Annotated in this window: 16 protein-coding genes; 9 read left to right on the top strand and 7 right to left on the bottom strand. The window is 66.3% G+C overall.

What is annotated here, in order from left to right; all coding sequences use genetic code 11:
* The first annotated feature begins 1 nt into the window (after position 1).
* Together ACPDIT_RS01755 and ACPDIT_RS01750 are read left to right on the top strand one after the other, a co-directional pair.
* Positions 2 to 1,579, top strand: a complete 1,578-nt coding sequence (locus ACPDIT_RS01755) for a hypothetical protein (protein WP_423440998.1) — start codon at positions 2 to 4, stop codon at positions 1,577 to 1,579.
* Between the two features lie 266 nt (positions 1,580 to 1,845).
* Positions 1,846 to 2,190, top strand: a complete 345-nt coding sequence (locus ACPDIT_RS01750) for a hypothetical protein (protein ID WP_423440997.1) — start codon at positions 1,846 to 1,848, stop codon at positions 2,188 to 2,190.
* Positions 2,191 to 3,543: 1,353 nt separating this feature from the next.
* Here the strand turns inward: ACPDIT_RS01750 and ACPDIT_RS01745 are convergent.
* A complete protein-coding gene (locus tag ACPDIT_RS01745) occupies positions 3,544 to 4,719 on the bottom strand; it encodes a nucleoside-diphosphate kinase (protein WP_423440995.1) in 1,176 nt (391 codons plus the stop codon).
* Between the two features lies 1 nt (position 4,720).
* Complete coding sequence (locus ACPDIT_RS01740) at positions 4,721 to 4,915, bottom strand: DUF5679 domain-containing protein (protein WP_423440994.1); 195 nt, start codon at positions 4,913 to 4,915, stop codon at positions 4,721 to 4,723.
* A gap of 563 nt (positions 4,916 to 5,478) precedes the next feature.
* Here ACPDIT_RS01740 and purN point away from each other — a divergent pair.
* From purN to ACPDIT_RS01725, 3 genes are all read left to right on the top strand, one after another.
* Entirely contained in the window at positions 5,479 to 6,123 is a 645-nt protein-coding gene (gene purN, locus ACPDIT_RS01735; protein ID WP_423440993.1) for a phosphoribosylglycinamide formyltransferase, read from the top strand.
* A gap of 96 nt (positions 6,124 to 6,219) precedes the next feature.
* Positions 6,220 to 7,578 carry a dicarboxylate/amino acid:cation symporter gene (locus ACPDIT_RS01730; RefSeq protein ID WP_423440991.1) on the top strand — a complete coding sequence of 453 codons (1,359 nt, stop codon included), beginning with the start codon at positions 6,220 to 6,222 and terminating at the stop codon, positions 7,576 to 7,578.
* A gap of 32 nt (positions 7,579 to 7,610) precedes the next feature.
* Positions 7,611 to 7,952: a hypothetical protein gene (locus ACPDIT_RS01725; RefSeq protein ID WP_423440989.1), complete on the top strand. Its 342-nt coding sequence runs from the start codon at positions 7,611 to 7,613 to the stop codon at positions 7,950 to 7,952.
* Between the two features lie 50 nt (positions 7,953 to 8,002).
* Here ACPDIT_RS01725 and eboE read toward each other — a convergent pair whose 3' ends face one another.
* The gene (eboE, locus tag ACPDIT_RS01720; RefSeq protein WP_423440987.1) at positions 8,003 to 9,175 is read right to left on the bottom strand and encodes a metabolite traffic protein EboE; all 1,173 of its coding nucleotides are present in this window, start codon (positions 9,173 to 9,175) and stop codon (positions 8,003 to 8,005) included.
* A gap of 465 nt (positions 9,176 to 9,640) precedes the next feature.
* Here eboE and ACPDIT_RS01715 point away from each other — a divergent pair, with 465 nt between their 5' ends.
* Positions 9,641 to 10,285 (top strand): site-2 protease family protein, encoded by a 645-nt coding sequence (locus ACPDIT_RS01715; RefSeq protein ID WP_423440985.1) that lies wholly within the window; start codon positions 9,641 to 9,643, stop codon positions 10,283 to 10,285.
* Between the two features lie 142 nt (positions 10,286 to 10,427).
* On the opposite strand, the gene ACPDIT_RS01710 is transcribed toward ACPDIT_RS01715, so the two are convergent.
* A complete protein-coding gene (locus tag ACPDIT_RS01710) occupies positions 10,428 to 12,404 on the bottom strand; it encodes a HEAT repeat domain-containing protein (protein WP_423440983.1) in 1,977 nt (658 codons plus the stop codon).
* A 26-nt stretch (positions 12,405 to 12,430) separates the two neighbouring features.
* Positions 12,431 to 13,783, bottom strand: coding sequence for a Gfo/Idh/MocA family protein (locus ACPDIT_RS01705; RefSeq protein ID WP_423440982.1), 1,353 nt, complete (start codon positions 13,781 to 13,783; stop codon positions 12,431 to 12,433).
* A 286-nt stretch (positions 13,784 to 14,069) separates the two neighbouring features.
* Here ACPDIT_RS01705 and ACPDIT_RS01700 point away from each other — a divergent pair, with 286 nt between their 5' ends.
* The 3 genes from ACPDIT_RS01700 (at position 14,070) to ACPDIT_RS01690 (ending at position 17,607) form a co-directional block, all read left to right on the top strand.
* Complete coding sequence (locus ACPDIT_RS01700) at positions 14,070 to 15,347, top strand: DegT/DnrJ/EryC1/StrS family aminotransferase (RefSeq protein WP_423440980.1); 1,278 nt, start codon at positions 14,070 to 14,072, stop codon at positions 15,345 to 15,347.
* A gap of 279 nt (positions 15,348 to 15,626) precedes the next feature.
* The gene (bioB, locus tag ACPDIT_RS01695; protein ID WP_423440978.1) at positions 15,627 to 16,754 is read left to right on the top strand and encodes a biotin synthase BioB; all 1,128 of its coding nucleotides are present in this window, start codon (positions 15,627 to 15,629) and stop codon (positions 16,752 to 16,754) included.
* A 52-nt stretch (positions 16,755 to 16,806) separates the two neighbouring features.
* Positions 16,807 to 17,607 (top strand): M14 family metallopeptidase, encoded by an 801-nt coding sequence (locus tag ACPDIT_RS01690; RefSeq protein ID WP_423440976.1) that lies wholly within the window; start codon positions 16,807 to 16,809, stop codon positions 17,605 to 17,607.
* A gap of 102 nt (positions 17,608 to 17,709) precedes the next feature.
* On the opposite strand, the gene ACPDIT_RS01685 is transcribed toward ACPDIT_RS01690, so the two are convergent.
* Together ACPDIT_RS01685 and gcvP are read right to left on the bottom strand one after the other, a co-directional pair.
* Positions 17,710 to 18,153, bottom strand: coding sequence for a hemerythrin domain-containing protein (locus tag ACPDIT_RS01685; protein ID WP_423440974.1), 444 nt, complete (start codon positions 18,151 to 18,153; stop codon positions 17,710 to 17,712).
* A 54-nt stretch (positions 18,154 to 18,207) separates the two neighbouring features.
* On the bottom strand, positions 18,208 to 21,183 hold the full coding sequence (gene gcvP / locus ACPDIT_RS01680) for an aminomethyl-transferring glycine dehydrogenase (protein WP_423440972.1): 2,976 nt from the start codon (positions 21,181 to 21,183) through the stop codon (positions 18,208 to 18,210).
* Positions 21,184 to 21,536 lie beyond the last annotated feature (353 nt).

Raw genomic sequence — 21,536 nt, 5'->3', positions numbered from 1 at the left:
CGTGCTGTGGTGGGTTTTGGTGGACCGGGAACTGCGGGCAGCCGCTCGCCGCGCCGGCACCTGGTGGTGGCGCGTCGGAGGAGCGCTTGCGCTGTGCGTCGGGGCCCTGATGCCGGCCCTGCCTTTCCTTCATGATGCGCCGCCGGCCTTTCAAGGCGAAGTCCTGTTTACCGCGCTGATCATCCCCCTGTGGTTCAGTTGCTGGATGGCCGGGATGGTGTTGACGGCGGACTCTCTGGCCCGGGAGCGTCGGGAGGGCACTCTGGGACTACTGTTCCTGACCGACCTGAGCCCGGCTACGGTGGTGGCCGGAAAGCTGGCTTCCGGGTCGTTGCAGGCTTTGGGGGCGGTGGTGGCAGCGCTGCCTTTGCTGACTCTGCCCATTTTACTGGGTGGAGTGAGCCCGGGGCAGTGGTCGCGGGCCGCCCTGGTGTGTCTTCTGACGCTGTGGGTTTCCCTCAACGTGGGGTTGTTTTGCTCGGCATTGAATCTTCGGGTGGTGGATGCCCTGGGCTGGACGTTTGTGGTGCTGGTGATCCTGAGCGCCATCATTCCGATGGTTGTCGGAGTGAGCCTGGGTTTCCTGGATTGGCATGCGCTGGATTTTCTTCCCGCAGTGTGGACGCCGGCCGGGGGGTTGTTCCTGATCGGCGATACCGCCTATCGTTCGGGGCCCGGCTGGTTCTGGGCCTGGGCTGCCGTACAGTTCGCGCTGGGGCTTTGCGCGTTTACGGGCACCCGAATGTTGGTGGATCGATTGTGGCGGGAGACCGATGCACCTGCCCGGCTGGGCACGATCCGCAAGTGGCGCGCAGCCTTGCATCAGTGGATGCGGATACGAAATCCGGCGGAGCGAGCGGTGTGGCTGGATCGGGCTCCATATGCCTGGCGGTTGTTGCGCACGCGCGGGGATCGATGGATGCCCTGGTCGGTGCTGGGCAGCATGGTCCTCCTGTGGATCTGGATTGCATGGAGATGGGAGTGGACGGTAGGTGCCACCTGGGTCTTTCTTTTCGTAGGGGGCGCGCTGGTCAGAGCGGTGACCCTGAGTCAGACCATCAGCGTGCTTGCCGAAGACCGACGAGAAGGCGGAGCCGAGTTGGTGGCGACCTCTCCCCAGGGCCCGGAGGGCCTCTGGAAAGCGCACTGGTTGGCGCTGCGCCGCCTCTGGTTGTGGCCGTTGTTGCTCTTTACGTTGGCAAGTTGCCTGATGGGGTGGGGGCTGGCGCAGCGTGGAACCTCCATCAGCCCCCATTTCGCCACCTCGTTGGTTCTGGTGTGGGCGGATGTGGCGGCTCTGGTTTCCGCGGGCACATGGATGGCTATGTCGGGTCGCTCGGCGTTGCTGAGCATGGTCCTGACGGCGGGCCTCGTTTGGGGCATTCCATGGGCGCTCATGTCGGCGGCAGGAGCAGTCCTCTTTGTGGCAGATCTGATGTTCCGCAGCATCGGTCAGGGGGTGGGAGATTGGGTGTGGTCGCCGTGGATTTATTTTGGGATGCGGCTGGGGTTGGACTTTCTCGTTGGCGGCTTTGCCTGGCACCAATTGTGTCGGCGCTTTCGAACCTCGCTGGGTTGAGCAGCGCCCGGAGCGCCGGGAGCCCGGCCCGTGGCCCGCGGGTGCTTGGAGGGCAACCCCGGCGACGAGAAGAGGTGGGAAGCGGGTGTGCGTGGAAGAGGACAGCTTGGACGGAGCCGGGTTCGAAGTGTGAAGGCGAAAAGTTGCGTGAACGACGAGAGCCCGGGCAACCAGCGGGCCTGTGGGGAGGTTTCGCCGGGCTGAGGTGAGGGGATGAAAACCCATCTCCCCGGGTTTTTCGTGAATCGGCCCAAGCGTTTCGGGCCGTGGGTTGGTGCCTTGTAGTGGAGCGGGAATTGCGGGCGGCGGCGCGTGGGCCGGGGCTGTGCCGCTGGCGAGTGGCGTTGCCGACGGCAGTGGTCGTGCTGACGCTGCCCAACTTCATCGACTGGAGCAGGGTGGGGTCACGGCGCCGTGGGGACCGGGCTGGCGGCTTTTCGAGTTTTTGGAGTGGAATCTTCCTGGTGGTTTGCCGGTTCTCCGGGGTGGTCACTGGCGATTGCATCAGGCGGGAGCGCCGCGAGGGTACGCCGGGACTCCTGTTCTTGATGGAAGTGAAGCCGGGGGCGGTGCTGACGGGAAAGTGGTTGGCCCGGTCGCTCACGATCTAGTGGACCCTGAGGGTCTCCCACCCGCTTCTCACTCCGGCGATTCTGCTGGGCGGGGAGCGACTTCAAGAAGGGTTCGCTGCAGGGGCTGTTTGTTTTCAGGCGATGTTCCTCTCGCTCAGTGTCGGTCTCATGGTCTCCACGTTCTAGGAGGAGGCGGGAACGTGCCTGCTGGGCAGAATGGGCGTCATGGCTGCGTTGGCAGTTGGGCGCCCCATTTTTGGCGCACGGCTGCCTGCAACCGCTGTGTGGGAATGGCTGGACCGGTTGGCGGATTTGGTTTGGTTGGGCACGGCCATGTCGTTGGCTCGGAATCGCAGAGGGGCGAGCGGGGTTGGACCTCGAGTTCTGGTAGTGCCTGGGGATCTCGCATGCGCCGGGGTGGGCTGCGTTGTGGGTGGCATGGTTGCGGATGGGACGGATCTGGCGCGAGGCTCCAGGAATGGCGCACCCCGGGGTTTTGGGACCCCTGCGAGACTGGTATCGACGTCGTGTTCTCCGGCGAGATCCTCGGAGTCGGCATGCATGGCTCGACCGGGCTCCGTATGCGTGGCGGGTCTTGCGGACGCGGGAACACCAACTGGAGGCATGGCTGGTGATTGGAACAGCGACGGCCATGTTTCTTCTGAGTGCCGCCACCCGCCATGCACCCCCGTGGGAGGATAGTTTGCCCCCTCTTGATGGATTTGCATGCCAATGGTTGAAGGTTTTGTGCGCCATCGGGAGCATCGAAGGGTCGATGCGGGAGGGTCGAAGCGGGGCCCTGGAGCTGTTGGCCGCCACCCCGCCGGGGATTGCGGGTGTGTGGCGACAGCATTTCCGGGGTTTGATGCTCAGCTACCGGTGGTCCGTGGGATGGATGGCTTCCGTGGCGCTCGTTGCTTCGGTAGCGATTGAATCTCTGGATTTGTTCGACCCGGCCTTTTTGCTGTGTGCGACGGGGTGGCGCCGGCCTTGTTGGGGACCTGGCTGGCTTTACGGTGTCAATCGGTGGAGCAGGCCGCGGGGATTGCCCTGGGGGCCGTCCCGGGCCCGCCCTAGCTGACCTGCGCGATCATCGAATGGCACACCACGGGCGCCGATCCAGAGCTGGCACTGCTCTGCGTGGGATTCGCGGTGGATGTTGTTGCGGCTTTGTGGGCGTGGAGGCAGTTGACGCGTAACGCTCAGGCGACGTTGGCGCGGCCTTGAACTCGACTGGTCCTGCCAGCCCGGGCACCAGGCCGTTGGGAGAGCAAATCCGGGGCCGGCAACCCGGCGACCGAGAGGGGCATGCTCTCCGGCCCGGAAGCGGAGTTCTCCGAATCCGGGGCTTGCGATGAATGGGCGGCCCGCCGCAGCGGGCGGCGGCACGGTTCATACGACCGGGCCGTACGCCTGCTCGATTACCTGGCGGAAACGGTTTTCTTCCGGCCGCACGATGCGCATCTCGCGCTGCGCGTTTTCGGGCGAATCGCTGGCGTGCGCGGCGTTGACCATGACGTTGGACCCGAACTCGCGTCGGATGGACCCCGGCGGGGCCTTCGAAGGATCGGTCGGGCCGAGCACATCGCGGATCTTGGCAATCGCTTGATGCCCTTCGTAGACGAGGGCGATGCATTTCTCGGTGCCGGGTTCGTTCCACTGATCGCGGGGGCATTCGGAGGGCGCCCGGCCGGACATGAAACGGACGATGTTCTCGAACTGGTTGTCACCGAACAACGGCCCCAACAGTTCTCCCAGAGAGTTTTCGGTCTCTTGCGGAAGGGGGAAGCCCAGCTCCTTCTCCAGTGCGGCCCGGGCGCGGGCGCCCACCATGCCCTTGAGCTTGGTGCGGAGCACTTCCCGGACCGGGCCATAGAACTCCACCGCCTCGGCCACGCTCATGCGGTGCACCTTGATGGCAACGATGTAGAGGCCGGTGCGGGAGAAGAAGTCGATCACGTTGCCAGGCCGGCCGGTGGGGAAGCGGAAATTGTCGGGCTTGAGCAGGACCAATGTGCGTTCGGGTGTCTGGTCTGGCGGATACTCGATGACGTTTTCCAAAAGGCCACCATCGGTGTCGGAGTAACGCGCCCAGAGCTTCAAATGTGCTTCGGCCTGACGCGGGCTGACCGGCGCCAGGACCGCCGGTTCGAAGTACCTTACCTCACCGGCGTCGTCCAGGACCAGGTCTCCGTAAGTGTCCCGAATGGTTTGCCCGGCATAGCGGTTCCGCTGGAAGTAACCCACCACCTCGGAAAGCTTCCGCGTGGCCTCGGGGCCCTGAAATACCAGCATCATGACGCGCCGGCGTCGGCCGGTGCGGGCGTCCGGTGCAAGGTGGGTTCGCACGTACTGTTGCAGCAGCTGCTGGATGAGCGGCTCTTGGGGATCTTCGGGCGAGGGGATTTGTGCGGCGTATTCCTCGGCCAGTGCGGGCGAGGGGGCAAACATGCGCGCGGCGACGAAATCCAGCCCGGTTCGCGCGATCAGCCGGCTCAGAATGCCGCCGGTGCGGGATTTTAACAACGAATAGGGGGTGATGATGGCGTACGTCAGTTCCGTGCTCATGTCACTCGGTTGGATTGGGCAGAGACGAGGAAACCGGGGAGGTACTGGGCGCCTTGCCGCCCAGGATCTTGAACATCACGGTGCCACAGGTCGGGCACTTGCCCTTGATCGCCTTCCGACCCGTTTTGGTGGTTTCCTCAACGGCGTCGGCGATCTCCTTCTTGGCTTTGCACTTGATGCAGTAACCTTCTGCCATCGGAAATCCTTCGATGTTCCGGCGCCCCACCGCGGCCCGGATAGCGTTCCCAAGGTAGCGTTGGGTGGGGGACAGCGTCAACGTCAAAGGGCAGCGAGATCGGGCTGGTTGCCTTGCAAAATGTTGCTGTGCAACAGGTTATGCCGTATCCGGCACGGGCCTTCCAGGGAACGTCTCGAATCGCCAAGGCGCGAGAGGCCGGTGACGGCCCTCACAGCACCGGCCGTTTTGGCCGAACGGGGATTCACAGATGGGCAAGATGGCATGCGGTCCGATCCGCCGGTCTCTGAATGTGAGACGGGCGGGGCGAAGCCGAGTGGCCGGAGGGGTCTGGCCACACCGAGGGCGCTGTGGCGCCGTGAGATTCCGCCATTGAATTGGGACGCTTGGGGGTCGGGGCGGGAGCAGTAGTTTCCCAACAGCTCCCTCCCGAGTCGCCGTCTGGCGGGAGGCTGGCCGCTGCCAAATCGAATCGAGGTTTGGCTGAAAGCCGGGGCCGGGCCCGTCGGGCCGGGGGTCCGTGCCGGCTTGCGGCGGTTCCCGGGGGTGGCTACAACCGGGGCGTGCAATCGAACGAGGGCGAGGCCCGATTGGGCGTGTTGGGTTCCGGAGCCGGGACCAACTTTGTGGCCATTGCAGAGGCGTGCGCGGCCGGGCGCATCCCGGCGCGGGTGGCGCTGGTGCTCAGCGACGTGCCGGATGCCGGCATCCTGGAGCGGGCTCGCGAGCGGGGCATCCCTGCGCAGTACCTGCCGCCGGGACCGTTTCGGACCAAGTTGGACGAGGCGGCAGAAAGGGCCTACGTAGCGGCTCTGCAGCAGGCCGGTGTGCAGTTTGTGGTCCTGGCGGGGTTCATGCGCGTCTTGAAATCCACGTTTCTGGAGGCTTACCAGGGCCGGATTGTGAACATTCATCCCTCGTTGTTGCCCTCGTTTCCCGGGCTGGCTGCGTGGCGCCAGGCGTGGGAACACGGGGTGAAGGTGACCGGTTGCACCGTGCATTTCGTGGATGCCGGGGTGGATTCGGGGCCGATCATCGGACAGCAAGCGGTGCCCGTGCTGGACGAGGATACGCCTGAGACATTGCTCCAAAGGATTCATCAGGCTGAGTACGAGTTGTATCCCCGCTGCATTGCTGCGCTGGTGCGGGGGGAGCTGGTGGTGCAGGGGCGGCGGGTCCTGTGGCGGCGGAGCGGGCAAGGTCTGTGAGGCCGGGATGACGGCACGGACAGGAAGATGTCGGCATTCTGAAGCCTCGGCTGGCTGCGCCCGATCCTCCGCGTGCGGAAGGGAGGCATGGCCGGCATGATGGCAGAGCGAAAGCCAGCCGGTGACCGTGCCCGGCACTTGGGGTGGGGCCTGCTGATCGGGGTTGGCGTGGGGCTTGGTTTGCGCGCGGCGGCTGAGCAGGGGTGGGGAGGCGCAACCCTGCCGGAGACAGTGGCCCGGGAAGTGTTGGATCCGGCGGGCCAAATCTTCTTGCGTTTGTTGCTCCTGGCCGTGGTGCCGTTGGTGTTTGCTTCGATTGCACTGGGGGTCCTGGAGCTGGGGCGAAGTCGCGGCCTGGGTCGGATGGCGGGGCTGACCTTTCTTTTGTTTGGGTTGAACATGTCCGTGGCGGTGGGCTTGGGCTTGGTGGGGATGAACTGGGTCGAGCCGGGGCGGGGCGTCTCGGCCATGGAGGCCGGGGCGGTGGAGAGTAACGTGGGAGGGACCAGCCCCGATCGAGAGGGCCGAAGGCCGGAGCTTTCACCGTCGGCGCTGGTGGACATGTTCCTTCCCAAGAACTGGATCCGCGCGGTGGTGGACTTCCAGTTGTTGCCGGTCATCACGTTTGCGTTGTTGTTCGGCTGGGCCGCGCGCACTGTGGACGGCCCCTCTGCGGCCCGGGTGCAGGAGCTGTTGGCCGCCCTGGTCCGGGTGATGTTCCGGATGGTGGATCTGGCCATGGCGCTGGCGCCGGTCGGGGTGGCGGCGTTGGTAGCGGTGGCCGTGATGCGGATGGGTCTGGAGTTGTTGGCGGCTTTGGCGGGATTTGTGGCTGTGGTGATCGGCGCCATGCTCCTGCACGCGGTCGGGGTGCTGGGATGGGTCGTGTGGCGCTGGGGCGGCTGGTCACCCCTGCGCTTCTGGCGAGCGACACGACTGGCTTTGCTGACGGCCTTTTGTACCAGTTCGAGCGCGGCCACTCTGCCCACCAGCCTGGCGGTGGCCCGGGACCGGCTGGGCCTTCGAGCCGCCACGACGGCCTTCGTGTTGCCGCTGGGGGCGACGATGAACATGAGCGGCACGGCCTTGTACGAAGGCTGCGTCGTGCTGTTCGTGGCGCAGGTCTATGGTGCGGACCTGGCCTGGGTGGATCAGCTGACTCTCTTGGTACTCGCGGTCGCCAGTGCGGTGGCCGTGGCCAGCGTGCCGGGCGCTTCCCTGCCGGTCATCATGGGGCTCCTGGCACAATTCCGCCTGCCGCCCGAGGGCATTGCGCTGGTCCTGGGCGTGGACCGGCTGTTGGACATGGCCCGGACGACGCTGAACGTGGCGGCCGATCTGGTCACCGCCTGCGTCGTGGACCGTGTCACCGGGCGCGCGGACTCGGATGAGATGCAGCAGGGCCGGCCGGCGGATGTGGGATCCGGCTCGGATGCGGTGGCGGATCAGGGTTGACGGCCGCAGCAGCCCGCCTTTTGACTGGGGGCATGCAACGTGTCTGGGTCGCGGCACTGGCGCTGGCGCTGGCAGGGGTGACGGTTTCATGCGCTTCCTGGCGAGCGAAGAAGGCGGAGGGGCAAAAGCCATTGCTGGTGACTCCCGACCTCAGCCTGACGGGTCGGGTGGTTTCTGTGAACCTGGTGGGACGATTCGTCGTCCTGACTTTTCCCTCGGGCCGGTTACCGGCGATCGGCCAGGTCCTGTCGGTCTATCGTGACGGGCTCAAGGTGGGCGAGGTCCGGGTGAGCGGGCCGCAGCGCGACGATCACATTGTGGCGGACATCGCGGCCGGCGAGGTGCGTGTGGGCGATCAGGTCCGGTCGCCGTGAGCCGGGACAGGCGGCGAGTCAGGATCGTCCGGCAAGAGGGTCGGGAGGCTTCACAACACAGGGGTCACCCCGCGTTCGTTCAGACGGGTCAGGACCCAGGCGTAATCGGCGGCAATTTGGTCCGGCAGGGTTCGCTGACGATGCTCGGGGGGCAACACCTCCCATGTTTGGGTTTCGATCTCCAGGTGGCGACACAGGGAGGGTTCGGCGGCCACCAGGTCCAGCAACGTCAGCACGTGGTCCTGCGTCAACAGAAACCATTCGCCGTCGGGGCAATGGAGGGGAGCATGAAGGTGGATGCGGCACTCGACGGCGGGCAATCCGGCCCGGACGGCCAGGCGGGCCTCGGCCAGGGTGCGATAGAGGATGCGCTGTCCGTCGGGCAACCAGGCCACCACGTGGTGGTGATAGTCGGTTTCCCGCAAGGGCTCCAGGAACTCGCACAGCTCCGGGCTGGGGCAGACGCGGAGGGCGACCCCGAGCTGGATCTTTCCGAGTTTGATGTGATGTTCGCGGAAGGCGCTGACGACGGCGCCGGGATCTTCGTATTCCACGGCAAAATGCACCGCGTCGTAGGCAACTGTAAGGAACTCGATCAGGCGCGAGTCGTTCATGTGTTCGCGGCGGAACTGCAGGAAGAATTCGATCACCTCGCCGCTGGTCTCCAAAAGACAATAGGGCGTGGGCTCCAACGCCAGGCGGATGATGCGGCCGGTGCGCTCGCAGATCCGGCTCAGGTGTTCAATGCACTGCCAGAGGTGGTGACGGATCAGGGCTAGTTCCTCCTCGGAATAGAAGGCGCCCTTGACGGCGCCCGGCAGCGTGCTGATGGACCCTTCCACACCCGGGGGCAGCAGTTGGACCAGCAGGTCGCAGAGCATGTTCGTGTAGGCCGTGCGCTCCGGAGAGGTCCAGTCCGGCACGAACACACGCGGCTCCACCGTGCGGTCTCGAAAATGACCGCACGGAAAGCTGTGCACGCTGAACACGTAGGCGTGTTGCTGCTCGAGCCATTTGCGAAAGGACAGCAAGGTCGGAGGATCGGCCAGTTCGCGGGCCGCGCGGCCACTGAGGCGCAGGCTCAGGCCCAGCGGACAATCCGGAGCGATTCGTTCGCGGATGCGCGGCAGGTGTTGGGCCAGCCGGGTCCAGGTTTCCGCCCACGTATCCCCGCGGTACAGGTTCGTGCAGTAAGCCAGGTGCAGGCCCTTTTGGAGCTTCATGGCTTCCAAGCAACCATACGCCTGCTGGGGGAAATGGCAACCGGCGCGCTTCTTCGTTGCCCGCGGGGATCCTCCGGCCGCAAGCCCTCATGGCCCCGGAATCGCCCGGCCCCGGCGTGTGGGCGGGATTGCGGCCCGCTTCACCTCCGGATGGAGATGCCGGGTCGGGTCGATCACCGGCGCCGAGCCCGCGGCCACGGCGGGAGAGCCATGGCGCCAGCGCAACCCCGATCCGGCTTGCCCTTGCGGCTCGGTTGGGCATCGTCCGAACCCCGACGCCAGTGGAAACCCTCAGGAAAGGGAGAAGCCGGCCGCGATCGGAACATAGGCTTATTGGTGCCCCGACGTGCTTCCGAATCCACCCGGCAGCCGACGGTGAGCCCGGAGCGCGTGGTCCCGAATTGAGACGGCACGCCGCGAAGGGGGCTCGACGCGGGCCCGGCTGCGCCCTACGCTGAACCGAGCATGGATTTGAATCAGTTGATCGACGGCCTGATTCTTTATGTGGGCCTGCTGGTGTTGCTGACCTTCCACGAGTATGCGCACGCCTGGATGGCGTGGCGGTGCGGAGACGACACGGCGCGGCTGCAGGGTCGCTGTTCCCTCAACCCGTTGGTTCACATCGATCCCATCGGTACCGTGGTGTTGCCGTTGTTGATGATCTTCCTGCCGGGGGCGGGTCGGTTTCTGGTGGGCTGGGCCAAGCCGGTGCCGGTGAACCCGTACAACCTGGGTCATCCGAGGCGCGACGAGTTGCTGGTGGCGATGGCCGGGCCGGCCATGAACGTCATTCTGGCAGTCGTCTTGTTGGGCCTGGCCAGGGTCCTGACCTGGACGCCATGGACCGCCATGACGGAGTTCCTGATGTTCCTGGCGTATCTGAGCCTGCTGTTGTGCTTTTTCAATCTGATTCCCATCCCGCCACTGGACGGTTCTTATCTGCTGCGCCACTTCACCGGGATGTCCCACGAGACGTACCACAAGCTGGCGCAATACGGATTCTTGATCCTCATTCTCGTGCTGCAGGTGCCGGGCGTGCGGTCCACCCTGGCGGGGGTCACGAGCTTTACGTGGATGTTGATGGCTCGGGGCTGGGGGTTGTCGGCGTGACGGCTTTCCCCGATCGAACCGGCCGGGCATCTGGTTTTCCCGGGACGACGCGAGCGGGCCTGCGTGGGCAAGATCGGTGGAGGCGCGATCTGCAGGCGCCTCCGGTGTCGGCGCGACTTCGATTGGTTCGACGGCCGGGGCGTCAGGTTCCGGGGTTGCGGAGGGCCTGGGCTCGCTTGGCCAGTTCTGCATTGCTGGTCATGCGAGCCACGGCGTCGAGGGCCTGCAGCACGGGCTCTGGCAGTGCGCGGTTCTCGGAACGCTTGCGGAGCCGCTCGGCCACCGCGACCACGGCGGCACAGGCTTCTTCCCTGGTTTCGGGCGAATCCAACAGCGGGCGCACCAACGGGATGACCTCCCCCTGGCCAATCGTGCTGAGAGCGGCCAGGAGTTGTTTTTGACCGGCCGTGTCTTGGACGATGCGGTGGGCTTGGCGGCACATGGCCAGTCGCCGGTCCTCGGGCAGCTCGGGATCACTGGCCCACTGGAGGTAGCGGCGCAGCGCGTCCTGGCGGCGTCGGGGATCCCCGGCCTGCTCGGCAAACCACAGGAGTTCGTCAGCCACGTCCGGCGTTCGCCACTGCAAGAGCGCTTGGAAAGCGGCCGTTTGTTGTTCCGGGGAGCCGGTCCGGGCGGCGGCGGCGGTGACTTGCAACGGCTTGGTGCCGCCCAGTTGCGCCAGCAAGTGATAAAGCACGGTTGCCTGGGCGGGAGAGGCTCCATGTAAGGTCGTCAGAACCGCCTCGGTCTGCGGTCCCCCGGCACCAATCCGTTCTGCCAAGTTGACGAGGGCATCTCGCGCGGTGGCCAGGTCCTCCGGTGAGGAAAGCTTCCGAATCAGATCCAGCAGGGCGTTCCAATGATGGACGGCTCCCAGCTCACCGACTTGTTTGAGGGCCGCCTGGCGGACGGCCGGCTCCTCCGCGGTAGCCAGACGCAACAAACGCGGCAGGGCCGCGGCCAGGCGGCGCCGGGCAACCAAATCCAGCCCGGCCAATTGTGTGGCTGGATCGCTGCGGTCCAGCATGCCCAGGATGAGACGGTCCACTCCTGCCCCGGGCAGACTGGCCAACGCGGCCCGCGCCAGCTCGCGTCGTTCGGGGTCGGAATCCATGATCCAAGAGGTCAGGGGTCCGGCAGCGCGGGGGTCGCCCAGCTCGCCCAGGGCCCGGAAGGCCGTTAGCTGGACGGCTCGGTCGAGCGAGTTGGTGGCCCGCAGCAAAACCGGCAGCGCCTGTGCGTCCCGGCGCACCGCGAGGGTTTCCAGCACCAGCAGCTGCCGCTCGGGCTGCAGGCGCGGGAGTACGTCGGCCAGGGCCCGGGTGACCGCTGGGTCCGGCATCTCCATGGCCGCTCGCAGGCCGGCGTGCACCACGCTCAGCTCAGGGGACTCGATCGCCTGTTGCAGCACCGCAACCTCCCTGGATCCCCGCACGAGGATGGCTCCGCGCCAGGCGGCCGCCAGGAGAGGCGGTGGCAGGTCGGCCCGGGCACGGAGTTGTTCGTAGATGTTCAGGGCCGTGCGTCGATCTCCGTCGGACGACCGGCGCTCCGCGGCGCGCAACAGCCCCTTGACGAGGGACGCGCGCCCGTGCGCGTCCGCACGGACCAGTGCGGATTGCAAGGCGCCTACGGCCGGGAGCGTACCGATGTTGCCCAGTGCGAGAGCCGCGGCCTGCCGAATGTCCGGGTCCGAGGCGGACAGGAACGGCTGCAAAAGTGGCACGGCGTCCGCATCCCGACGTACCCCTAGCGACGTGATGACCCCGACCAAAGCGCGCCCTTTGGCCTGGGAGAGGGCTTGCCGCAACGCCTGATTCGCTTCTTCACCGGGCAACGGTTCCAGGGCATAGAGCGCCATGTGCCCCAACTGGGTGTCGGTCAGCAGTGCGGTCAGAACCGGCACGGCTCGCGTCGACCCCACGCGGGCCAGTTCGCGACATGCATCGGCCTTGTCTTTGAGGGAGGCGTCCGGGGATTGCAACGTGGCCAGCAGGGCCGCTTCTTTCGGGTGGGGTTCCCGGGGCGGTGGAGTGGCAAAGCGAGGCGGCGGCGCCGAGGCGCATCCCGCCACCCACAACGCCAGACCGAGATTCAACAGAGCAGGCAGGGTTTTCATGGAATGAGCCGGCGTGAAGACTTCGTTCAGATCGTCCAAGGTGCGCGCATGGCGCGGGACCGGAGCCGGTTGGCTTCCGGATCGTTGAACTCCTCTTTGACCGGATCAAACACGAGGTCGCGTTTGAGCCACATGCAGATGTTGCAGGCATGCACCGTGGTCATGGAATGATGCATGACGGCAGCGTTGGCCACGGGGAGGCGACGCGACTTTACGCAGTCGAAGAAGTCCCGCACGTGACTCATGGGCCGACCCGTCCGCGCCATGTAATCGCTCACGACACGCCGGAGTTCACCCAGCAATTTGGGCGAGGAAACCTCGGGCTTGGAATACCCGTCGGCGCAGGAGGCCCAACCTTCCGTGCCCTCGAAACGCATTCCACAGGAGCCGTGCCACCATTTGTCTCCCCGCGACAGGATCAGGCGCACTCCGTTGGCGAACTCGGCGACCATGCCGTCCCCCGTTTCGTTGGGAACGTAGTGGTAGTGGGTCGGGGAGGTGTGTTCCATCCCGATGCCGGCCTGAGCCTGGGCGAAGGTGTGAGCCCCCCACTCGCCAATGCAACTGGTATGAAAATCGTAGTGGCCGCGCCAGCCGCCCGCCACGTAGTTGGCATTGTAAGGGCGCCATGGGCAGGGGCCCAGCCAGGCGTCCCAGTCCACCTCTTCCGGCGGCGGTTCCGGTTGGGCCGGCAACCAGTCGTGACGCATTTCTGCAGCGTCCCAGGGCGCGATGTGGGCGTACACGGTGTGCACCCGACCCAGCAGTCCCTGTCGGGCCGCTTCGATGCAGAAGACGAAGTTGGCCTCGCTGAGCCGCTGGGTACCGGTCTGATAGATCCGGCCGTACCGGCGGGCCGTTTCGAGAACGGCACGCCCCTCGGCGATGGTCATGGAAGAGGGTTTCTCCACATACACGTCCTTGCCGGCCCGCATGGCCCAGATCGAAGCCAGCGCGTGCCATCGGTCCCCGGTGGCGATCAGCACCGCGTCGATGTCCGTGCGCTCGGCCAAGAACTCGCGAATGTCCCGGTACATCCGGCAGTCCTGGTTGCCGTAGTGTTGGTCAATGGTTCGCTTGACCGCCTCGCGGGCGGTCCGTTTGGCATCGCAAACGGCCACAAATTGGACGTCCTTTTCCGGGAGCATCCAGCGCAGCACGAACATTCCCCGGCTGCCAATGCCAATGGCGCCCATCACAATCCGTTCACTGGGAGCCACTGCACCGTTGCGACCCAGAGCCGAGGCCGGAATGATGGCGGGGCACCCGAGGACGGCGCCAACGGTGGCCACACGCTTCAAAAACAAACGTCGGGAAATGCCGGAGGCACGTACCGCGGCCGCGGTCGCGCGCGAGGTGGAGGACACCGGTTCTCGCATGCGCAAAGCCTACGGAATGCCGGGGCCGGGCGCCAGTGGAATTCTTGCGCGGTGCGGTCCGGGTTGCCCGGGGATGGGGGAGATGCAGCGATTTGGCGCGGTGCGAAATGCCGCGCCCAGGTTGGAGCCGGGAGCGGGGCGGGTCCGGCAGGTTCGCGCAGGCGTTCGCTGTTGAAGGACGGCATGGCTTTGCCGGGACCTGAAGCGGCGTCGCGCCGACGAGGTGGAGACCCGCAAGGGATCCACCGTGCTGGACATGGTCACTGTCTGCTCGGAGGATGGTGTCATGCGCGTTTTGAAAGCTGGCGAATTGGCGCTGTGGGGCGGTGAACCCGTGCGGCGGCGACCTTGGCCCGAGTGGCCCGAGCGCGGCCCGGAAGGGGAACGTCGGTGGATGCGCCTGGTCCGGGAGGGGCGCTGGATCCGCACCCGCGGGCCCGAAGTGGAATTGTTCGAGCGAAGGTTCGCCGGCAGTCACGGGTGTCGGCACGGGATCGGCTGGATCAGTGGCATGGCGGCGTGGCGCGCGGCCCTGCGGACGGCGGGTCTGGAGCCGGGCGCGGAAGTGGTCCTGCCCGCGTACGGTCCGGTGGAGCTTCTTGCGGGCGTAGTGGAGCTGAATCTCGTGCCTGTGTTTGCCGACGTGGAGTTGGGGACCGGAATGGTGACCCTCGAGCGGGTCGAAGGGGTGGTCAGCCCCCGCACTCGTGCGGTGGTGGTGGCCCATCTGGGTGGGCTGCCGGTGGACATGGCTCCGTTCCGAGAAAGGGCCGGCGCATCCGGCTGGCTCCTGATCGAAAGCGCCGGGCAGGCCGTGGGGGCGGTCTATCAGGACCGGCCTTGCGGTTCCTGGGGCGACCTGGCGGTTTTTGATTTTGGATCGCACGCGCCCTTGAGCGCCGGTTCCGGCGGCATCGTGCTCACCAACCAGGAAGCGTTGGCGGCCAGGGGTCGCGACTTGCAGAGGGCCGTGCTGCCCTCGACTTCCGGCAACGCCGGAGGTGACCTGCCGGCGGGAAACGAGGCCATGACCGAGTGGCAAGCCGCCCTGTTGAATGCCCAGCTTGATCGGCTCGAAGCGCGGGTCAAACGCCGGGACGCCCGGAGTCGCCACCTGGCCGAGCGACTGGCCCAGATTCCGGGAGTGCATCCCCAGGAACGAACCCCGGGTTGTTCACGACTCGGCTGCGGCGCTTTTGGCATCCGGGTGGACGCCGAAGAGTTTGGTGTGCCGCGAGACGCGGTGGTTGCCGCATTGACGGCCGAAGGGATTCCCTGTTCGGTCGGCGCCCCGGCGGCCCTGCCTCAACTGCCGGCCATACGAAACAGAAACTTTGGACCGTTCCTGCCCGGGGCTCTGCGCGAGGCGGTCCGAACCAGGCCTGCTCCGAATGCCCAGAAGTGGGGGCGGCAGGCGATCTGGTTGGAGCACTGGCTGCTGCTGGCCGACCAACGGGACATGGACGATATCGTCCGGGCGTTTGAAAAAATCCATGCGCAGCGACAGCGCTTGCGACAATGGGCCCGGGAGCGCGCAGATTCCGGCCGCCAGCCGCCGCCATGAGGCGAAGACACTGTCTCGGGGGGCCGGCCACCAACTTCGCCACCCCCGCGAGATTGCGAGCCCTTGGCCGGCGGCTCCGGGGACGCACCGAAGCCGACGCGGCGGCAGCCGGCTGCGGCCCCGGACCAGCCCGTGGTCCGAGGGGCGGGCCATGCGCGGTTTGGCTTCGGGCCAGTTTCGCAATGTCGGCCCTCTTCGGGGCGCGTCATGACCCGAGGGCCGGGTTCTTTGCCAACCGTCGGCTTGCCATGCCGGGATGCCTCGCTATGTTCGTCAACCGTGAACACGATCATGGTTGACGCCGGAAAATCGGAGCGCATCGCGGAGCTGGGCCGACGGGTGCTGGCCGGGGGCGAAATCACCCGGGCCGAGGCCCTGGAGCTTTTCCATCTGGAATCGAGCGCGGACATTTACGACCTGATGGCCTGGGCCAACCGGATTCGGGAACGGTTCAAGGGCAACCGGGTTCATCTCTGTTCCATCGTCAACGTCAAGGCCGGTGGCTGTCCGGAGAATTGTCGGTTCTGTGCGCAATCGGCACTGTATCAAACCGGCGCGCCAAGGTACGGCCTGCTGCCGCTGGATGAGGTGCTCACGGCTGCGGAGGAGGCCGGGCGGAACGGGGCCGTGGGGTTCGGTCTGGTCGCCGCCTGGCGGGGCCTGGAAGAAGGGCCGATGTTGGACGCGTTGTGCGAGCAGTTCCGGGCCCTGAAAGCCCAGGGCCGGGTGCGTCCGGATGCCTCCCTCGGGATCATCAAGAGCCCGGAGGTGGCCCGACGACTGAAGCAGGCCGGGTGCGAGTGTTACAACCACAACCTGGAAACCTCCCGCCGGTTCTTTCCCGAAGTCTGTGACACCCACACGTACGAGGAACGCCTCCAGACGCTTCGGTACTTGCGGCAGGCCGGGATTCGGATTTGCTCCGGCGGGATCATCGGTATGGGCGAAACGCGCGAGGATCGTTGTGACCTGGCTTTTTCGCTGAAGGAAGTCGGGGCCAGCATCGTGCCGATCAACATCCTGAATCCGATTCCCGGCACGCCGTTCGCCAATCGACCGCCCTTGCCGCCGCTGGAAATCCTCAAGACCATTGCCTGTTTCCGGTTCATCTTGCCGCGTCAGGAAATCATGGTTGCCGGGGGCCGGGCGGTGAACCTGCGCGATCTGCAGAGCATGTGTTTCATGGCGGGTGCCAGCGCCCTGATGATCGGGAACTACCTCACCACCGTGAACCGCCCCGTGGAACAGGATCTGCAAATGTTGCGGGACCTGGGACTCGATCCGCACTGGAAAGACGATTCCTTCAACGACACCGGTTCCGGGGAAGCGGACTCCGGGACAGCCGTGGGCAACGGGCCCGGGGCCGTCCAAGCCACGTTGGCCGCGTCAACCGCGGCCCTGCATTGACCAGGCGACACCGTGGCCCGCGTGCCGGACAGTTCCCGATGGCCTTCCGCCCATGGAACGGTTGTACCGTAACCGCGGGGGTTACCGCGGCGAGACAGTGGATCCGGCCGCGCTGTTGGCGGCTTGCGAGTCTGCGGGACGTCGCGAAGGTTGGCGAATCGAACACCTGTCGGTGGCGGGCCGCGACCACCCCCTGGTGGTGCTCCGGCGCGAGGCACGCCGCCAGCCGACCGCAGGGCCGAGCCGGCGCATCTACTTGAGCGCGGGCATCCACGGAGACGAACCCGCCGGGCCCCTGGCGGTGCAAACCTTGTTGGAATCGGGCACCCTGCCGGACACGCATGCTTTCTGGGTGGTGCCGTGTCTGAACCCGGCCGGGCTGGCCGCCAACCGTCGTGAGAATCCGGACGGGATCGATTTGAACCGGGACTATCGCCATCTGCGATCCCCGGAGGTGCGGGCGCATGTGGCTTGGCTCCTGCAGCAGCCCTCTTTCGACCTGTGTTTCTGTCTGCACGAGGACTGGGAGGCGTCGGGATTCTATCTGTACGAGCTCAACCCGGACGATCGCCCCTCTCTGGCTCCTGCGATGTTGCAGGCGGTCCGCGAAGTCTGTCCGCTGGACCTTTCGCCGGTGATCGAAGGCCGGCCGGCCCACGGGGGGCTGATTCGACCGGACATTCGCCCGGAAACGCGGCCGGAGTGGCCGGAAGCCTTCTGGCTGCTGCAGCAGGGCCACACCCGGTGGTCTTACACGCTGGAGGCACCCTCGGATTACGCGTTGCCCGTGCGTGTGCAGGCACTGACCCGGGCCGTTCAAGCCGCGCTGCACGTCTTGGGGAATACCGGCTGACGAAGCCGTTGCAGGCGCGGGCCCGGCGGCGGTGGGGCCACTCCGAGGATCCGGCTTCGCGCAACGGGACGGGAACGGATGGCCGCGTCCCGACGGATTGGGTCAGGCGGGAAGTGCGTCGCGTCGCTTCAACCACGCCTGCCCGAGCTCCTTGAGGGTCGACGCCTTCATGACCTTTTCGGCCAGCGGAAAGACGATGCGCTCTTCGTGGTCGAAATGTTTGCGGGAGTAGGTGACGGCATGCTGGAGCAGCCGGCGCGCCTCGGCCACTGTGCGGGCCTTGTGGACGCGCAACAAGTGTTCATCGATCTCGTGGTGCTCGTGCTCGAAGGTGTCGCGCTGTCCCATCTGTTCCAGACAGTGCTCCAACGGCGCCAGAACCAGATCGTCTTCCGTTTTCGAATGGCCGCGCAGGAGTTCCTCCAAAAGCCGGGCCAGGAGTCGGGCTTCGGCCACGGTCTTCAGCTGCGGAAGCTCCCGCTCGATGAAGTCGAAGATGTTGTGGAACACGATATGCTCGGCGAGCAGGATGTCGGTGATTTTCATGGCGCCAGAAATGGATCGTTGCCCGTTCTACTTAACCACAGTGCACCGCGTTGCTCAAGGATCGGCGGCAAAATCGGCCACGCTGCCACAGGCACAGACCGGGTGGCGGTCGCCGTACACGTTGTCCACGCGCGCCACCGCCGGCCACCACTTGTGCTCGCGCAGCGAGGCCACGGGGAAGGCGGCCTGCTCTCGGGAATACGCGTGGGGCCAGGTGTCGGCGGCCACCATGTCGGCCGTGTGCGGCGCGTTTTTCAAGGGATTGTCCCGGGCATCCATGCGGCCGGTCTCCACCGCCAGGATTTCCTCATGAATGGCTTTCATGGCGTCGCAGAACCGATCCAGCTCCGCCTTTGATTCGCTTTCGGTGGGTTCGACCATGAGGGTGCCCGCCACCGGCCATGACAGGGTGGGGGCGTGAAACCCGTAGTCCATCAGCCGTTTGGCGACGTCTTCGGCCGTGATGTGATGGAACCGCCGCAGGTCCAGGATGCATTCGTGCGCCACCAGTCCTGCCGGGCCCTTGTAAAGCGTCGGGTAACAGGATTCGAGCCGGCGGGAAATGTAGTTGGCGTTGAGAATGGCCACCTGACTGGCCCGGCGCAATCCGTTGGCCCCCATCAGGGCGATGTAGGCCCAGGAGATCAGCAGGATCCCCGCGCTGCCCCACGGCGCGGCGGAAACCGGCCCGACGCCGCGCGCCGGCCGCCGGGCGCCCGGCATCAGCGGGTGATCCGGCAGGAACTCTCGCAGGAACTCCGCCACGCCGATCGGACCCGCACCCGGACCTCCGCCCCCGTGCGGAATGGCGAAGGTCTTGTGGAGGTTCACGTGGCAGACATCGGCGCCCAAGTCCGCCGGGCGGCACAAACCCACTTGCGCATTCAAATTGGCGCCGTCCATGTACACCAGCCCGCCGTGCTCATGGACAATCCGGCAGATCTGGCGAATGCCCGGCTCGAACACGCCGTGCGTCGACGGGTAGGTCACCATCAGACACGCCAGCCGGTCCCGGTGCGCCTGGGCCTTGGCCCGCAAATCCTCCAAATCCACGTTGCCCTGGCGGTCGCAGGCCACGGCCACCACTTTCAGACCCGCCATGGCCGCACTGGCGGGATTGGTCCCATGCGCCGAAGTGGGGATCAGACAGACGTCGCGATGACCCTCCCCGCGATGTTCGTGCCAGGCGCGGATCACCAACAATCCCGCGTATTCGCCCTGGGAACCTGCGTTGGGTTGCAGCGAGATGGCCGGGAACCCGGTGATTTCGGACAGCCACTGCTTCAGCTCCTCCATCAGCTCGTGATAGCCGCGGGCCTGTTCGAGCGGGACAAACGGGTGCAGCCGCGCAAACTCCGGCCATGTCACCGGCATCAGCGCCGCCGTGGGGTTGAGCTTCATGGTGCAGGAGCCCAGCGGAATCATCGTCTGGCAGAGGGAAAAGTCCCGCGACTCCAGCCGGCGCAGATAGCGCAGCAGTTCGGTTTCCGAGTGATACCGGTGAAAGACTGGGTGCTGGAGGTAGTCCATCGGCCGGAGACGACTCTCGTCCAGCCCGGGCAGGAGCTCCTGCACGGCAAAGTCCACGGGGCGGTCGTCGTGAAACACCTGCCAGATTTCGCGGACGTCCTGCGGAGTGGTGGTTTCGTCGAGGGACAAACCGATGGTGGTGTCGTTCACGCGCCGGAAGTTCATGCCGTGTTCGGTGGCACGGGCGTGAATCGCCGCGGCCTGCGCGGGGGAGACCGTCACGGTGATCGTGTCGAAGAAGGGCAGGGGCGTTGCGCCCGATCGGGTCGGGTCCCCGCCGGAGGGCCGGGGACGGACCTCGTATCCAAGCCGCTCGAGTCCCAGCGCCAGCGCCCGGGTGAGCTTGTGGATCCGCAGGGCGATGCGACGCAGCCCGTGCGGCCCGTGGTACACGGCATACGCCGCCGCCACGATGGCCAGCAACGCCTGGGCCGTGCATATGTTGCTGGTGGCCTTTTCACGGCGGATGTGCTGCTCGCGAGTGCCCAGGGCCAGACGGAGAGCCGGCCGCCCCCGCGCGTCCCGCGAAATGCCAACCAGCCGGCCCGGCATCTGACGCTTGAACGCATCCCGGGTGGCCAAGAAGGCCGCATGCGGACCCCCGTAAAACAGCGGCACGCCCAGGCGTTGGGCGCTGCCCACGGCCACGTCGGCTCCCCAGGCCCCGGGCGGCGGCAGCAGCGTCAGCGCCAGCAGATCCGTGGCGGCCACCAGCAACGCACCCACTGCATGGACCGCCTCCGCAAACGCGCGGTAGTCGCGCACCGCGCCGTCGGTGGCCGGATATTGTACCAGAGCCCCGAAAAACGACCCGTCCAGGCCCACAGCGCCCACGTCACTGCAGACGACCTGGATCCCCAGCGCGCGCGCGCGGGTTTGCACCACGGCAATGGTCTGCGGGTGACAATCTGCAGCGACAAAAAACCGGTTGCGTTCCGGGCCACCCCGCAACCGGTGACACATCATCATCGCCTCCGCTGCGGCAGTGGCCTCGTCCAGCAGCGATGCATTGGCGATCTCGAGGCCGGTCAGATCCCGGACCATCGTCTGAAAATTCAGCAGGGCTTCCAGGCGCCCCTGCGAGATCTCCGATTGATAGGGAGTGTAGGCCGTGTACCAGCCCGGGTTTTCCAAAATGTTGCGCTGGATCACGGGCGGCGTGATGCAGTCGTAATAGCCGAGGCCAATGTACGAACGGAACACGCGGTTGCGACTGGCGCGCTGTCGCAGGCATTCGAGCACCTCCGCCTCGGTTCGGGCGGGCGGCAGTTGCAGGGGCCGCTCGAGCCGAATCTCGGGCGGGATGGCTGCCTCGGTAAGTTCGTCGAGGCTCTGAAAGCCCAGCGTGGCCAGCATCTCGGCCACGTCGGCCTCCCGGGGGCCGATGTGGCGTTCGGCAAACGGTTGAGCTTCCCACCCTGCTTCGTCATGGCGGGAGCCCCTGGTTTCCGATCCGGCCGCTGCTCCGGCCGATGCTCTCGTGGACGATGAATCGCGCACGGCGCGAAAGTAGAAGGAGCCGCTCCTTGCGCAAGCTTCCTTTCACAGGCGGCGCGGGCGGCGAAGCAAGGCCGGGCGCCGAAGTTCTCCGCTCTCGGCCCATGGGGGTGCGCACAGATGCGCCGGGCCGGGAGGCCGCTTCCGCAGACCTGCGAGCCGATAGGCACTTTGCGCCGTGACGCGGCCCTTGCATCTCTGGGACGTCCCCGGGCGCGGCCGATCCCGCCTCCGTGCCGGAGGAACCTGCGGCGCGGCGCATCGTTGTCCTTGGGGTGCCCGGCCCGGCAACCCGGCGGCCCGAGCGAGACAGTCCGGGCTTGCCACCGGCCGGGAAGCCGGCACCTTGAGCCCCG

This window comes from Limisphaera sp. VF-2, assembly GCF_049537125.1.
Taxonomy (GTDB): Bacteria; Verrucomicrobiota; Verrucomicrobiia; order Limisphaerales; family Limisphaeraceae; genus Limisphaera.
Note: the sequence above shows the minus strand (reverse complement) of the source record. Positions and strands in the feature narration are given on the sequence as shown.

Excerpts from the sequence above, each read along its gene's own strand:
- ACPDIT_RS01745 (WP_423440995.1), bottom strand. The coding sequence starts at position 4,719 with ATGAGCACGGAACTGACGTACGCCATCATCACCCCCTATTCGTTGTTA.
- ACPDIT_RS01740 (WP_423440994.1), bottom strand. The coding sequence starts at position 4,915 with ATGGCAGAAGGTTACTGCATCAAGTGCAAAGCCAAGAAGGAGATCGCC.
- ACPDIT_RS01730 (WP_423440991.1), top strand. The coding sequence starts at position 6,220 with ATGATGGCAGAGCGAAAGCCAGCCGGTGACCGTGCCCGGCACTTGGGG.
- ACPDIT_RS01725 (WP_423440989.1), top strand. The coding sequence starts at position 7,611 with ATGCAACGTGTCTGGGTCGCGGCACTGGCGCTGGCGCTGGCAGGGGTG.
- eboE (WP_423440987.1), bottom strand. The coding sequence starts at position 9,175 with ATGAAGCTCCAAAAGGGCCTGCACCTGGCTTACTGCACGAACCTGTAC.
- ACPDIT_RS01715 (WP_423440985.1), top strand. The coding sequence starts at position 9,641 with ATGGATTTGAATCAGTTGATCGACGGCCTGATTCTTTATGTGGGCCTG.
- ACPDIT_RS01710 (WP_423440983.1), bottom strand. The coding sequence starts at position 12,404 with ATGAAAACCCTGCCTGCTCTGTTGAATCTCGGTCTGGCGTTGTGGGTG.
- ACPDIT_RS01705 (WP_423440982.1), bottom strand. The coding sequence starts at position 13,783 with ATGCGAGAACCGGTGTCCTCCACCTCGCGCGCGACCGCGGCCGCGGTA.
- ACPDIT_RS01700 (WP_423440980.1), top strand. The coding sequence starts at position 14,070 with ATGCGCGTTTTGAAAGCTGGCGAATTGGCGCTGTGGGGCGGTGAACCC.
- ACPDIT_RS01690 (WP_423440976.1), top strand. The coding sequence starts at position 16,807 with ATGGAACGGTTGTACCGTAACCGCGGGGGTTACCGCGGCGAGACAGTG.
- ACPDIT_RS01685 (WP_423440974.1), bottom strand. The coding sequence starts at position 18,153 with ATGAAAATCACCGACATCCTGCTCGCCGAGCATATCGTGTTCCACAAC.